This window comes from Spongiactinospora sp. TRM90649 (assembly GCF_029382225.1).
GTDB lineage: Bacteria > Actinomycetota > Actinomycetes > Streptosporangiales > Streptosporangiaceae > Spongiactinospora.
Genome location: NZ_JARLTC010000009.1, coordinates 261,063 through 274,581 on the forward strand (window position 1 = coordinate 261,063; position 13,519 = coordinate 274,581).

16 protein-coding genes are annotated in these 13,519 nt (G+C 70.4%); 10 read left to right on the forward strand and 6 right to left on the reverse strand.

What is annotated here, in order from left to right:
• Positions 1 to 5: 5 nt before the first annotated feature.
• The gene (locus tag P3X83_RS13670) at positions 6 to 1,028 is read right to left on the reverse strand and encodes a class I SAM-dependent methyltransferase (protein WP_277305394.1); all 1,023 of its coding nucleotides are present in this window, start codon (positions 1,026 to 1,028) and stop codon (positions 6 to 8) included.
• On the reverse strand, positions 1,025 to 1,378 hold the full coding sequence (locus P3X83_RS13675) for a TcmI family type II polyketide cyclase (RefSeq protein ID WP_277305395.1): 354 nt from the start codon (positions 1,376 to 1,378) through the stop codon (positions 1,025 to 1,027). Before P3X83_RS13675 ends, P3X83_RS13670 begins: the two co-directional genes overlap by 4 nt.
• 202 nt (positions 1,379 to 1,580) lie before the next feature.
• Here P3X83_RS13675 and P3X83_RS13680 point away from each other — a divergent pair, with 202 nt between their 5' ends.
• Positions 1,581 to 2,330 (forward strand): AfsR/SARP family transcriptional regulator, encoded by a 750-nt coding sequence (locus P3X83_RS13680; RefSeq protein ID WP_277305396.1) that lies wholly within the window; start codon positions 1,581 to 1,583, stop codon positions 2,328 to 2,330.
• A gap of 22 nt (positions 2,331 to 2,352) precedes the next feature.
• Here P3X83_RS13680 and P3X83_RS13685 read toward each other — a convergent pair whose 3' ends face one another.
• Positions 2,353 to 2,697, reverse strand: a complete 345-nt coding sequence (locus P3X83_RS13685; RefSeq protein ID WP_277305397.1) for an antibiotic biosynthesis monooxygenase family protein — start codon at positions 2,695 to 2,697, stop codon at positions 2,353 to 2,355.
• Positions 2,698 to 2,722: 25 nt separating this feature from the next.
• A complete protein-coding gene (locus tag P3X83_RS13690; protein WP_277305398.1) occupies positions 2,723 to 3,196 on the reverse strand; it encodes an anthrone oxygenase family protein in 474 nt (157 codons plus the stop codon).
• Positions 3,197 to 3,364: 168 nt separating this feature from the next.
• On the opposite strand from P3X83_RS13690, the gene P3X83_RS13695 reads away from it, so the two are divergent.
• The 5 genes from P3X83_RS13695 to P3X83_RS13715 are packed head-to-tail and all read left to right on the forward strand — an operon-like array spanning position 3,365 to position 6,539.
• Positions 3,365 to 3,823: a DUF1772 domain-containing protein gene (locus P3X83_RS13695; RefSeq protein WP_277305399.1), complete on the forward strand. Its 459-nt coding sequence runs from the start codon at positions 3,365 to 3,367 to the stop codon at positions 3,821 to 3,823.
• A gap of 29 nt (positions 3,824 to 3,852) precedes the next feature.
• Positions 3,853 to 4,323: a pyridoxamine 5'-phosphate oxidase family protein gene (locus tag P3X83_RS13700; protein ID WP_277305400.1), complete on the forward strand. Its 471-nt coding sequence runs from the start codon at positions 3,853 to 3,855 to the stop codon at positions 4,321 to 4,323.
• Between the two features lie 26 nt (positions 4,324 to 4,349).
• Complete coding sequence (locus P3X83_RS13705) at positions 4,350 to 5,555, forward strand: cytochrome P450 (protein ID WP_277305401.1); 1,206 nt, start codon at positions 4,350 to 4,352, stop codon at positions 5,553 to 5,555.
• Positions 5,556 to 5,609: 54 nt separating this feature from the next.
• Positions 5,610 to 6,176 (forward strand): AAA family ATPase, encoded by a 567-nt coding sequence (locus tag P3X83_RS13710; RefSeq protein WP_277305402.1) that lies wholly within the window; start codon positions 5,610 to 5,612, stop codon positions 6,174 to 6,176.
• Positions 6,177 to 6,185: 9 nt separating this feature from the next.
• Positions 6,186 to 6,539 (forward strand): MmcQ/YjbR family DNA-binding protein, encoded by a 354-nt coding sequence (locus tag P3X83_RS13715; RefSeq protein ID WP_277305403.1) that lies wholly within the window; start codon positions 6,186 to 6,188, stop codon positions 6,537 to 6,539.
• Here the strand turns inward: P3X83_RS13715 and P3X83_RS13720 are convergent.
• Both P3X83_RS13720 and P3X83_RS13725 read right to left on the reverse strand, forming a co-directional pair.
• Positions 6,536 to 7,486, reverse strand: a complete 951-nt coding sequence (locus P3X83_RS13720) for a ParB N-terminal domain-containing protein (RefSeq protein WP_277305404.1) — start codon at positions 7,484 to 7,486, stop codon at positions 6,536 to 6,538. The genes P3X83_RS13715 and P3X83_RS13720 overlap by 4 nt on opposite strands.
• A 75-nt stretch (positions 7,487 to 7,561) precedes the next feature.
• Positions 7,562 to 7,726, reverse strand: a complete 165-nt coding sequence (locus P3X83_RS13725) for an FAD-dependent monooxygenase (RefSeq protein WP_277305405.1) — start codon at positions 7,724 to 7,726, stop codon at positions 7,562 to 7,564.
• A 311-nt stretch (positions 7,727 to 8,037) separates the two neighbouring features.
• On the opposite strand from P3X83_RS13725, the gene P3X83_RS13730 reads away from it, so the two are divergent.
• The 4 genes from P3X83_RS13730 (at position 8,038) to P3X83_RS13745 (ending at position 13,462) form a co-directional block, all read left to right on the forward strand.
• A complete protein-coding gene (locus tag P3X83_RS13730; RefSeq protein WP_277305406.1) occupies positions 8,038 to 10,584 on the forward strand; it encodes a glycosyl hydrolase family 18 protein in 2,547 nt (848 codons plus the stop codon).
• Between the two features lie 287 nt (positions 10,585 to 10,871).
• Positions 10,872 to 11,330: a DoxX family protein gene (locus P3X83_RS13735; RefSeq protein WP_277305407.1), complete on the forward strand. Its 459-nt coding sequence runs from the start codon at positions 10,872 to 10,874 to the stop codon at positions 11,328 to 11,330.
• Positions 11,331 to 11,371: 41 nt separating this feature from the next.
• Positions 11,372 to 11,815, forward strand: coding sequence for a hypothetical protein (locus tag P3X83_RS13740; RefSeq protein ID WP_277305408.1), 444 nt, complete (start codon positions 11,372 to 11,374; stop codon positions 11,813 to 11,815).
• A 48-nt stretch (positions 11,816 to 11,863) separates the two neighbouring features.
• Complete coding sequence (locus P3X83_RS13745; protein ID WP_277305409.1) at positions 11,864 to 13,462, forward strand: bis-aminopropyl spermidine synthase family protein; 1,599 nt, start codon at positions 11,864 to 11,866, stop codon at positions 13,460 to 13,462.
• The last annotated feature ends 57 nt before the right edge of the window (positions 13,463 to 13,519 follow it).

The following is a 13,519-nucleotide window of genomic DNA, read 5'->3' on the forward strand; positions in this document are numbered from 1 at the left end:
CCGCCTCATTCGGATCTGCTCGCCACCAGCACCCGGAAGGCCAGGCCGGGCACGTCGTGCCGCCGCCCGCCGGTGAAGCCGGCCCGGGTGAGCATCCGGTCGTAAGCCTCGATCGAGTGCACCTCACCTTCGAAGGTCCAGGCCAGCATCAGGATGGAGAACAGGTGCGGGGCGGGGTCGTCGGCCGGGTTCTCGTCGCCGAGGGTGAACCCGACCAGCACGATCTTGCCGTCCGGTCTGAGCGCCGGCGCGAGCCGGGCGAGCAGTTCGCCCGCCTTCTCCTCGGAGAAGTGGTGCAGCACGTTGGTGACCAGGATGACGTCGTACGGCCCGCCGAGCGGCACCTCGAACATGTCGCCGGGCACGTGGTGCACCCGGTCGGCCACGCCCGCCTGGTCGGCGTGCCGATCGACCTGGGTGAGCACGTTGGGCCAGTCGAGCGCCCACACCTGCGCCTGCGGGTTGCGCTGGGCGAGGGTCAGGCCGTACAGGCCGTGGCCGCAGGCCACGTCGAGCACGTCCATCGTGTCGCGCCCGCTCGCCCACGACTTGAGCGCGTCGGCGACCACGTCGGCGGTCGGCCTGGCGACGGCCACGGCGTAGGCGGCGAAGTCCTCCCAGTACTCGTAGCCGGGGGTCTCGGCGTGCACCTCCATGACCGTGCCGCCCCGGCGCACGGCGTCGTCGAGGCGTTTGAGCGCGTCCCACTCCCAGTCGCTGGACATCACCTTGACCATGTCGCCCAGGTAGGCGGGGCTGCCGCTGACCAGCAGCGGTTCGGCGCCCGGCGGCAGCGCGTAGTGCCCGTCGCGCTCCTCTGCCAGGCCGACCGCGGCCAGCGCGTTGAGCAGGATGCGCATGCCCCGGGGCGCGCAGCCGAGGCCCCGCGCCACCGTGTCGGCGGAAGCGGGCCCGGCGGCCAGGTGGTCGAAGACGCCCATCGACACGGCCGTCTTGAGCAGGCTGGTCACCTTGTACGCCTGCATCATGCCGAACAGCGACTCGCGGCTGATCGCGACGCCTTTCATACTGGCCGCCTCTCGGGCTCGTACCGGTAGAACTCCGTGGCCATGGCGTCGCGCGGGGAACGCCACGTGGTGGGGTCGTAGGGTTCGATGAACCGCGTCAGGTTCCGGCTCAGCTCCTGGAACTCCGCACGGTCGCGGACGTTCGCCATCGTCCGCCCGGCGGGCTGGTCGACCTCCATGTACTGGAAGTACAGGTCGCGGAAGGCGAACAGGCTGCGGCTCACCACGCCGCCCAGCTCGGGCAGCGGGGTGCCGCGGTCCGATTCGTCGAAAAGCCGGGCCACCTCCGCGCGCTCGGCCGGGGCCCGCATCCGGGCGACGATCAGGATCCGTTCGGTGCGCTTTTCCATGCGCTTGCTTCTCCCCGAAGGTGTGGTTGCTCGCGGAGCGGAGAAACGCTCTGTTCAGGAGTCTGCGCGGTGGCTCTCGAAGGGCACTTGAGCGCGCTTGGAACGCCGTCGCGCCGGACGACAGAGAGACGACAGCGGCACGTCAGGGGCGGGGACTAGAACAGCAGAGGGATCGTGACCGTGGCGGAAGCGGGGGTGGACGATGCGTTTTCAGGTGCTCGGAACTCTTGAGGTGCAGGACGGCCCTCGGCGGATCACTCCCAACGCCCCCAAACAGCGCAGCGTGCTGGCGCTCCTGCTGTCGGCGGCCGGCGAGGTGGTGCCGACCGAGGTGCTGACCGAGGAGCTGTGGGAGGGCCGCCCGCCGCCGAGCGCGCGCACCACCTTGCAGACCTACGTGTACCAGTTGCGAAAACAGTTCGTGCGCAGCGCGGGCCCGACCGGGCTGCCCAGGCTGGTGACCAAGCACGGCGGCTACCTGCTGGTGATCCCGGACGGCGCGCTCGACGCCGTCGACTTCGAGCGGCTGGTCACCTCCGCCCGTGAGCTGCTGCGGGAGGGGCGCGCGGACGACGCGGCCGAGACGCTCGGCCGGGCGCTGGCGCTGTGGCACGGCCCGGCCCTGGCGGACGTGGTCACCGGCCCGAGGCTGGCCATCTACCGCACCCGTCTGGAGGAGCTGCGCGTCCACGCGATCAAGCTCAAGATCGAGGCCCGGATGCGCGCCGGGCAGCACCAGGAGCTGATCGGCGAGCTGAAGGAGCTGACCACCGTCTACGAGCTGGACGAATGGTTCCATCTGAAGCTGATGGAGGCGCTGTCGCGGGCCGGGCGGCGGCACGAGGCGCTGGAGGTCTACCAGCGCCTGCGCCGGATCCTGCACCGCGAGCTCGGGCTTGAGCCGAGCGGCGAGATGCGCGAGTTGCAGCGGGTGGTGCTGGCCGCCGGTTAGCGGCGGCCATCGGCGGCCCCGGCTATCGACACAGCGCGTAGATCACGTTCATCGCGGTCATCGTGCCGTTGGAGCGGTAGGGGTGCAGCTTGACCCGGTGCTCGACGTGCTCGGCGGTGCCCTCGAAGGCGCGGAACGACGGCTCGTCGACCCAGTCGCTCATGATGTAGTAGACGCTCTCCTCCTCGGCGCTGCGCAGCAGCCACTGGCCGATGTTGGCCGGGTTGCCGCCGATCACGCCGGAGGTGTCGTGCCAGACGCGTTCGAACTCCCGCTCCATGCCGGGGTGGATCTGCATGCGCAGCATCACCCGGAAGACGGTGCCTTCCGCTGGTCTGCCTGAGACGACGGCCTCGGTCTGGGTCACTGGGTGTCTCCTTTCGTGGGCGGGTTCACATGGCCTGCGCGAGCAGCGCGACTGCGGCCGAGGTGTTGAGGACGAGGGCGAGCACCGCGAAGGACGCCCGGGTCTGGTTCCATCGCGCCCAGCGCTCGCGGAAGGTCTCAAGGTCCCAGCCGGTCGGCATGGCGTCGGGGTCCTGCGCCATGATCCAGCGGTTCATCGGGACGTTCCGGGTGACGGAGATGCCGACCACGGTGATCGCCGCAAGCGCGGCGGCCAGGGTCAGCACCCGTACGGCGAGCGGCTGCACGGTGACGGCCACGACGACGTCGAGCACGACGGTGGACAGCAGGCAGATCGGCTGGAACGGGTCGTAGCGGGTGGCCCCGAAGGCGTGCGCCCGAACGTAGTCGGCCACGCCGAGGGTCCGGTAGAACGGCACGCTGCCCAGCAGGGTCCCGACCATCACCCCGGCGGCGAGCCCGTTGGTGAGAAACGCCAGCGGTAACAGCAACTCGGTCATCCGTCTCCCTCCGCGGGTGGGTGCAGCCCGATGGTCGTGCAGCGCGCTCGAAAAGCCCTCGAAAGGCACTCGAATTCGACGGCGGCCCGCCTGCCCCAGTGGCGTTCGAGTTCGCCTCAAGCCCGGCGCGGCAGGATGGCTTCCGGTGACCGGCGAAAGGATCAATAGGTGCTCGCCCGAATTATCACCACTGCGGTAATCGTCGGAAACGGGCTCGTGGCCGGCGTGCTGTTCAGTCACGCGATCGGCGTCTGGCCCGCCATGCGCGCCCTCGCGGCCGACCGCTACGTGGCGTTTCACAAGCTCATCGGCCGCGCCTACGACCCGCTGATGCCCATCACGGTCATGGCCGCGACGGCCGGCGACGTGGTCCTCGCGGTCTACGCGGCCGACCAGCCGACGCGGGTCCTGTTCATCGCCTCGGCGGCCTTCCTGGTCGCCTCGGGCGTCGTTTCCCAGACCCGCAACGTGCCCATCAACCGGCGCGTCAAATCACTAGATCCCACCGCACTTCCCCCGGATTGGGTAGACGAGCGAGGCAAGTGGGAGAAGTGGAATTTCGTCCGAACGGCTTTCGCCGTTCTCGCCCTCATCGGAAACGCCGCCGCCGCGATTTCCGTCGCCTGACGACGGCGACGGCGGCGAAAGGAGTGGACATGTCGTTGACCGGAGCCGCCCGCGCGGCGGCCCCCCAGCCCATCCGCGACGCCGGGCGGCGCAAGGCCGACGTGCTCGACACGCTGGTCAACTCCGGGCAGGTGTGGCTGGCCACCGGCGGCGCGTCCGGCGCCCACATGGTCCCGCTCGGCTGCGTGTGGGACGGCGCCCACCTGGTGATGGCCACCCGCGAGCGCCACCGCACGGTCCGCAACCTGCGGGAGAACCACCTGGCCCGCGCGGCGTTCGGCGATCCGGCCGACGTCGTGCTGATGGACGGTCCCGTCGAGATCGTCCCGCCGGACGGCCTGCCGTCCGGCGTCGCCGTCCCGCCCGGGCTGCCGCTCGACCCGGCACGCGTCCCCGGGTGCGTCTACCTCTTCCTGACCCCCCGGCGGGTGCTCGCCTGGCGGCACCGCGGCGAGATCCCCGACCGCACGCTGATGCGAGACGGCCGCTGGCTGGCCTGACCGGCCCCCTCTCAGAAAGGACCGGCATGACCGAGACCGACACGCTGCCCGCCTATCCCTTCGCCGCCGGGGGCGCCTTCTACCCGCCGGTGGAGTTCGGCCGGCTGCGCACCGAGGAGCCGGTGGCCCGGGTCCGGCTGCCCAGCGGCCAGACCGCCTGGGTCGTGTCCCGCTACGCCGATGTGCGGCAGATCATGACAGACCCGCGGTTCAGCAAGGCGGCGATGACCACCCCCGGTGCCCCGCGCATCATGCCCATCCAGGGCGGATCGCGCTCCCTGGTGATGACCGACCCTCCAGACCACACCCGGCTGCGCAAGATCGTGGTGGGGTCGTTCTCCAGCCGCCGGATCGAGGCGCTGCGCCCCAAGATCGAGGAGCTCACCGGCGACTGCGCCGAGCGCATGGAGAACGCCGGGCCGCCCGCCGACCTCGTCGCCCACCTGGCCCTGCCGCTGCCCGTCGCGGTGGTCAGCGAGATGCTCGGCATCCCGCCGGTCGATCGCGAGCGCTTCCGGCAGTGGACCGACGACATGCTCACCGTCGGGGTGCCCACGCCCGATACCGCCCAGCGGATCAAGGCCGCGGTCGGCCGGTTGATGGGCTTCATCCGGGGGGTGATCGCGCAGAAGCCGCCGGAGGGCGACGCCGACCTGCTCACCGTGCTCGGTCAGGCCCACCGCGACGGGCGGATGACCGAGGAGGAGATGCTGACCATGGCCGTGATGGTCCTGGTCGCCGGTTACCACACCACCACCTCGTCGATCACCCACGGGCTGTTCCACCTGCTGCGCGAGCCGGAGCGGTTCCGGCGTCTCGGCGACTCCCCCGAGCTGATCCCGGCGGCGGTGGAGGAGCTGCTGCGGTTCAGCCAGATCGGCTTCGGGGCCGGGTCGATCCGGATGGCCGTGGAGGACGTCGAGGTCGCCGGCACCCTGATCAAGGCCGGTGAGGTGGCCATCCCGCTGTTCAACTCGGCCAACCGCGACGGCGCGATCTTCGACGACCCGGAGACGCTGGAGATGACCCGCGCCGACAACTCGCACATGACCTTCGGGCACGGCATCCACTTCTGCCTGGGGGCGCAGCTCGCGCGGGCCGAGATGCAGATCGTGATCGCCGAGCTGGCCCGGCGCTTCCCCGGGCTGCGGCTGGCGGAGGACGAGCACGACATCGCCTGGGAGAGCGGGCTGGCCTTCGCCAGGCCCGCGTCGCTCGCCCTCACCTGGTGATCCGCTCCCCCTCGGCCGCCGATATGGTCGGTGGCGGAAGGGGGGTCACCGGCGATGCGATCCGATCAGCCCCGCCTCGTGGTGGTCACCGGAGGACCGGGGTCGGGCAAGAGCACGCTGATCGACCTGCTGGCGGCCGGCGGCCACGCCCGGTCCGCCGAGGCCGGGCGGGCGATCATCCGCGACCAGACGGCGATCGGCGGCCCAGCGCTGCCGTGGGGCGACCGCGCGCTGTTCGCCGAGCTGATGCTCGGCTGGGAACTGCGGTCCTACCACGCGGCCCAGGAGACCGCCGGGCCGGTCTTCTTCGACCGGGGCGTCCCCGACGTGCTGGCCTACCTGCGTCTTGAGGGCCTGCCGGTCCCCGCCCACATGCGGCGGGCCGCCGAGCGGTTCCGCTACGCTCGCCGGGTGTTCCTGGCCCCGCCGTGGCCGGAGATCTACACGACGGACACCGAGCGCAAGCAGACCTACGAGGTGGCCGTCCAGACCTACGAGTCGGTGCGCGCCACCTACCTGGAGTACGGCTACGAGCCGGTGCCGCTGCCGCTCGTCCCGCCCCGCGAGCGCGCCGGGTTCGTACTCCGCTCCCTTCCGGAAATCGTCGGTGGCGACCGGTAGCGTGAGCGCATGATCACTGTCGATGAGGTGCGCGCGCTGGCGCTGAGCCTGCCGCGCACCGAGGAGCACCTGATCAGAGACCACGTCAAGTTCAGAATCCGCAGCATCGTCTATCTGACGATCTCACCGGACGAAACCCGGATGGGCTTCGCCTTCCCCAAGGAGGAACGCGACGCGGTGATCGCGGCCGAGCCCGGCAAGTTCCTCCTGCCGCGCCCGAGCGACCTCCGCTTCAACTGGATCGAGGCCGACATGGCGGCGCTCGACCCCGCGGAGATGCGCGAGCTGGTCCTCGACGCCTGGCGCATGGTCGTACCCCGCAAGGTCTCCACCGCCTACGACGCGGCCCGGCACGCCGCCTAGCCGCGCTGGTGGGCCTCGGCCTCCAGTGCCTTGGCGAGGTCCATCCAGCGCTGGGCGAACATCCGTGACAGGCCGGCCAGTTCACCTGTCCAGTGCGCCGGTACGGCCCGCAGCGCGACCTCGCACTCACCGGTGCCGATCGCGTGCGAGTCCAGCCAGCGCAGCAGGCGGCGACCCGACTCGGCGTACTTCAGCGCCGGGTCCTTCCACAGCTTGTCCCTGACCTCGGGCCAGTTCGCCGACTCGTGCCGGATGGCCGTGACCGCCGACGCCTTGGGCAGGGTCGCCGCGCGCTGCCGTGGCGGCAGCGGGTCCTCTCCCTGGCGGATCCGTTCCCGCACGTCGCGGGCGGTCGCCACGGAGATCCCCGCGCGCCTGGCCACCTCGCGCAGCGACACCTCCGGCTTGGCCTCGATGATCTGGGAGGCCCGTAGTCTGCCCTCGCCGCCGTCCAGCGGCCTGACTCGGCCGTCCCGGCCGACCCGGGCGCGCAGCCGCTCGCCCTCGCCGCCGATCCGCCGCCGGATCGCGGCCACCGTCTTGGCCGACAGCCCGGACGCCTTGGCGATGGCCCGGTCGGACCACTCCGGATGGATCCTGATCACCCGGATCGCCGCCGCCTCCCGGTCGGCGGGCGACAGCGGGAGGCCGTGCGTGATGTTCTCCCTGACCCCCAGCAGGAATGCCAGTTCCGCGTCTCCGTCGAAGAAGCGCGCCTCGATGGTGTCCGCTCCCCTGATGACCGCCGCCCGCAGCCGGTGCATCCCGTCGATCACGCGCATCGTGGGACGGTGCACGATGATCGGCGGCAGGCGGACCTCCATCCCGGCGAGCAGCAGCGCGTGCCCGGGATCCTCGCCCGCCAGACGCGGCGAGTCTCCCGGTAACAGAACGTCGATCGGCACATGGGTCGGCGGCCCGACCACCATGGTGTCTCCGCGTGGCACCTCGCCCACTCCCCCTGACCCGGTTCTCACCAATGCGGCATGACACCGTTGTTTCGCTCGCGGGGAGTGCGTGGATCAAGAGCGGAACAAGATTCCGGTGACTTCCTGTCCGCCCGCGTCAGGCCGCCCATGACGTACGGCGTGGGTGACCGGGACGCCGTGCCAGGCCAGCAGGGCGGCGGCACTCAGGCCCGCGTAACCCGCGCCGACGATCAGGATCGAAATTCTCGTCGTGTTCACGAAAACCTCCACGGTGAGTTAGGTGGAGACGACGCCCGGTAACCTGGAGGTGCCTTGTACTGAGGCTCCGGGTCTCGCCCGCCAGTGAGACCTGCCGCCCTTGGCCGGTGTTGCAGCACCGACCAAGGGCACTTTTTGTGCCCTTTGCAATACCCGACTCAGAGTATTCAAGAAGACGCGATATATCGCAAGTGTCGATCGCGCTTCGTGTTTGGGTCTTGTCGCCGTAAAGGGCCGGGGTTACGATCCGGCTTAATTGTTAGGAAACTTTCTTTTAAGAAAGGGTCCGCCGCATGCGCCGATATGCCGCTGTGCTGCTGGTTCTCATCGTGGCGGTCGCAATGGCCGCTCCCGTCAATGCCGCCGCCCGATTGACCGCCGCCTTCACTCTGACCGGCAACCAGGGCAAGTTCGTGGTGAGCAATCCCAACCCCACCGCCGTGACAGGTTGGTCGATTATTTTCGATCTGCCGTCCGGGGTGACCGCGAGCAACCCCCAGAACGCCACGATCACGCAAACCGGTACCAAGGTGAAGCTCACCCCTGCCTTCTACATCGCCACGGTGCGTGCGAACGGCAACACCGATCCTTGGAGCCCGACCGTCAACCTCAGCTCCGCCGTACAACCGACCACCTGCACCATCAATGGCGCCAACTGCGATGGCAGTGGCGACCCGCCGGGGCCGGAGGCCCCGGTGGTGGCCGAGTACACCGCCACGGGTAGCCGTGGCAAGTTCGTCATCGCCAACAACACCGACACCACCCTCGCGAGCTGGTCGATCACCTTCGACCTGCCCGCCGGTGTCACCGCGAGCAACGCCGAGAACGGCACCATCGCCCAGAACGGCCGCACCGTCACGCTGACCCCCGCCCACTACAACACCAGTGTGGGCGCGCGACGCACGACCGAGCCGTACAGCCCGAGCTTCACCCTCAGCTCGGCGTCCGCGGAACCCGCCAACTGCCGCGTCAACGACGTGCGCTGCGACGGTTCCGCCGACACCGCGCCGCAAGCGCCGGGGAACCTGCGCTCGCCGGTGAAGACCACCACCACCGTGTCGCTGGCATGGGACGCCGCCACCCCCGGCAGCCTGCCCATCACCGGCTACAACGTGTACGCGGGTGACAGCCTGAAGACCACGGTCACCGGGACCTCCGCCACCATCACCGGCCTGACGCCGAACACCGCCTATTCCTTCACGGTGAAGACGGTGGACCGCAAGGGCACCCTGTCCCCGGCGAGCAGCGCCGTGTCGGTGACCACCAACAACCCCTCCGACGACACCTCGCCGCCGAGCGTCCCGGGCAACCTGCGCTCCACCGGCTCGACCTCCTCCAGCGTCTCGCTGGCCTGGAACGCCTCCACCGACAACACGGGCATCGCCCTCTACCACGTGTACGTCGGCGACACGCTGAAGGCCTCCGTCACCGGCACGACCGCCACCGTCAGCGGGCTGTCGCCGTCCACGGAGTACACCTTCACCGTCAAGGCGCGTGACTACTACGACAACCTCTCCAACCCGAGCTCGGAGCTGAAGGCCAAGACCGGCGACATCGTCGCCAACGGCTACGCCAGGGTCGGCTACTTCGTGCAGTGGGGCATCTACGGCCGCCAGTACTTCGTGAAGAACCTGGACACGACCGGCAACGCCGCCAAGCTCACCCACATCAACTACGCCTTCGGCAACGTCGACCCGGTCAACAAGACCTGTCTGCACGGCGTCACCAAGGGCACCACGTCCAACCCGCAGGACCCCAACCAAGGTGACGGAGCGGGCGACGCCGAGGCCGACTACGGCCGTCCGATGAGCTCCGCCCAGTCCGTGGACGGCGTCGCCGACACCGGCTGGGAGAAGCTGCGCGGCAACTACAACCAGCTCAAGAAGCTCAAGGCCAAGTACCCGCAGCTCAAGGTGCTGATCTCGCTCGGCGGCTGGACCTACTCCAAGTACTTCTCCGACGTGGCCGCCACTGACGCCGCGCGGAAGAAGTTCGTCTCCTCCTGCATCGACATCTACATCAAGGGCAACCTCCCCGTGTACAACGGCGCGGGCGGCCCCGGTACCGGTGCGGGCATCTTCGACGGCATCGACCTGGACTGGGAGTGGCCAGGCGCCGAGGGGCACCCGGGCAACCACGTCAGCCCCGCCGACAAGCGGAACAACACCCTGCTGATCGAGGAGTTCCGCAAGCAGCTCGACGCGCTGACCGAGACGACCGGCAAGCGCTACGACCTCACCGCCTTCACCCCCGCCGACCCCGCCAAGATCGAGGCCGGCTGGGAGCTGGCCGAGGTCGGGAAGAGCCTGGACATCTTCAACATCCAGGGTTACGACTTCCACGGCGCCGGCAGTGACAACTCCTGGGAGCCGAACCGCACCGGCCACCAGGGCAACCTGTACGCCGACACCGACGACCCCTACCCCTTCCACTTCAGCGTCGAGAACGCGGTTCAGGAGTACCTGGACGCCGGTATCAACCCGCGCAAGCTGACCATCGGCCTGGCCTACTACGGACGCGGCTGGCAGAACGTCACCGAGGGCGGCAAGTCCGGCGAGTGGCAGGCTGCCCAGGGCGCGGCTCCCGGCCAGTTCCAGGAGGAAGCGGGCACCCGGGGTTACAGCAACCTGCTGCAGATGGTCCCCAACTGCACGGTCAAGCACGACGAGCAGGCCGTGGCGACCTACTGCTACACCGGCAACAACGGCCAGTGGTGGACCTTCGACGACGCCTGGGCCATCCAGAAGAAGGTCGCGTGGCTGAAGTCCAAGAACCTGCTCGGCGCGATGATCTGGGAGATGTCCGGTGACACGGGCACTCTCACCACCGCGCTGGACAACGCCCTGAAGGCCCCCTGATAACGCCGCACTGACAAACCCCACAGGCGGCCAGGGCCCGCGAAAGGTAGCCCACGTGAGATTGACCCGACGAAGACCCCGATGAAGGACGCATCCCGCGGTGTCCGGGCCGGACGTCGACGGCACCGCGGGATGCGATCCAGCCCAGTGGACGTGTCGCCAGTGGGAGCGTCAAAGCCGACCCAGCCCCGGCATCCCCCCGCCGGGAACGGCCCACTTTCCAGGTCAGGCACTGGAGACGCGTACCCCGTCCCTGTCGAACCCCCCGCAACATCGAGGTGATCCACATGACGCTTGACCGGTACAGTGGGCCGACGCTCTCGCTGTTCCGCATCGTCACCGGCCTGTTCTTCTTCACCCACGGTCTGGCCTCGCTCTTCGGCGTCTTCGGCGGCCACCGTGGTACCGGCCAGGTGGTCGCGTTCGGCGCATGGCCCAACTGGTGGGCCGCAATCATCGAGCTCGTCTGCGGCGGCCTGGTGCTCACCGGGCTCTTCACCCGGCTGGCCGCCACTCTGGCCTCCGGCACGATGGCGTACGCGTACTTCACCGTCCACGCGCCGCAGGGCCTGATCCCCGTCCAGAACGGCGGCGAGCTGGCCGCCATGTTCTCCTGGTCCTTCCTCATCATCGCCGTGCTCGGCCCCGGCACCTGGGCGCTGGACACGCTCATCCACCGTAAGTACGGCCACGCCGCGGACACACCGGCCGCGACGGCGACGGAAAATGTCGGTCGTGCTGTCTAGCATGAGTCGCCAATAGATAGGGGAGGCCCGGGAGGCTGCCGATGTTGAGCGCGCACATCGTTCCACTGCTGGTCACGACCGACCTGCCGACTGAGGCCGAGCTCACCGACTTCGGCGAGCTGCTGGTCGGGGCGGTGCGCGCGCTCCCATCTCGCGATGGCACGACCTTCCCCGGCCATCTGCACGGCGGGGTGTTCTGGCTGGGCCGCCCGGCACCACCAGACGCTCCGCCGCCCGCGGCCGGCGAGCTGCGCTTCGCGGCGCTGCTCGGCTTCCTGTCCGCCGCGGGCCGTCCGGGTCTCTCCACCTCCAAGGTCGTCGCCGCGGCCCGCCAGGCGATCACCGCCGCGGTCACCGCCCGCTACGGCGACCTCGGCAGCCCGCCCGCCGTGATCACGATCCGCGCCGACGACGTCCGGGAGCGCACTCCCGACGACGCCCTGCCGGTGATCACCCTCACCCAGCGGGCCGCGGGCGTAGCCTGACCGTCCCACGCGCCGCCACCCGGCCCGTGGCGCGGCTACTGTTGCCGCATGGACGACACGGACCATGATCGGCTGATGCCGTTGCTCGCCGAGGCGGGAGTGGATTCCTGGCGGTTGCGCGCCGTGCTCGGCCTGGTCGCCGACGGAGCCTGGTGGGAACTCGCCGATCTGGTCAGGGCCACGGCCACCTCCAGACGCGGCGTCGAAGAACTGATGCGGGCGGCGCGGGCCGAACGCTCGGGCGACCGCTTCCGGCTCTCCTCCGAACGGATCGGCGCGCTGCCCGGCCACCTGCGCGGCGGCACCGGCGACACAAGCGGACCGCGCGACCCCGTCGCCCACCTGCTGCCCGCGCACGGTGAGCTGCTGGAGGCCATGCGCAAGCTGATCGGCGCGGCACCGCGCGGGCGGACCGCGCTCGACCATGTGGCCGCCACCCCGGAGAGCGTCGTGCGCCGGGCGCTGCTGCTCGGCGAGCGGTTCTGGCTGCCGGGGGCGCGGGTGCTGTTCGCCGGTGACCACGACCTCAGCTCGCTCGCCGTGGCGATGGCGCATCCGCAGACCGAGACCATGGTGGTGGACGTCGACGAGCGGATCCTCGCCTACATCGACGCGCAGGCCGCCCGGCTCGGGCTGAACGTCCGGACCAGGTGGTGCGACCTGCGGCTGGGGCTGCCGCCGTCGGCGCGGGGGTGGGCCGACCTGGCGCTGACCGACCCGCCGTACACGCCGGGGGGCGTCGGGCTGTTCGTGGCCAGGGCCGTCGAGGGGCTGCGCGACCTCGACCAGGGGCGGGTGCTGCTGGCGTACGGCGCGAGCGAGCGGACGCCGATGCTCGCGCTGAAGGTGCAGACGGCGCTGCACGAACTCAACCTCGTCAATGAGGCCATTTATCCAGACTTCAACCGCTATACCGGCGCGGAGGCCATCGGCTCGGCCGCCGACCTCTACATCCTGCGCCCCACCACCAAGACCCTGCCCGCCGTCGCCGCCCGCGCCGACCGCTACGGCACCGCCATCTACACCCAGGGGCCGCAGGCCATCGAGGCCATCGGGGGCAGGCCCGGCGAGCACGAGATCGCGGCCGATCCCGCGTTCACGCCCGGCGTGCTGGTGGGCGACTGGCCGAAGGGACATCTGCCGTCGGTGCCGCGCGCCCGGCTGTCCACGTGGCTGGCCAGGCCGTACGCCGCGGCGCCCGCGCGGGTGGCGCTGGCCGTACCGGCGGGGCTGGAGGCCGCCCTGCCCCGGCTGCTGCTCGCCTCCCGGGCCGCCGCCGTGCGCGTCCACCTGGGCGATCCCGGCGTCTCACCGGAGCACGTGGAGGAGCTGGTCGCGCCGGTCTACGAGATCACGGCGCGAGACGGCGTGCTCGACGCCGTGCGCCGCCCCGCGCCCGCCGAGCCGTCGGCGGCCGTGCTGCGCGGCATCCTGGACAACGCGCACGGCAAGCTCGCCAACACCTGGCGCGAGGGCCTGATCAGGGCGAGCGGCGGCATGCTCACCAAGCGGCAGGCCCGCGCGGCCGTCACCGAGGCCGCCCCCTGGGCCGACGACGTGACCCCGCTGGAACTGCCCGCCCACCGCCTCCGCGAACTCGGCCACGCGGTGCGCACGTCCCTCGTCAACGGAAGCGGAACCCGGTAAGCGCACGGCACACCGGCCGACCGGGGCCGGGACACGGCTGGGCGTGCGGCACGCCGG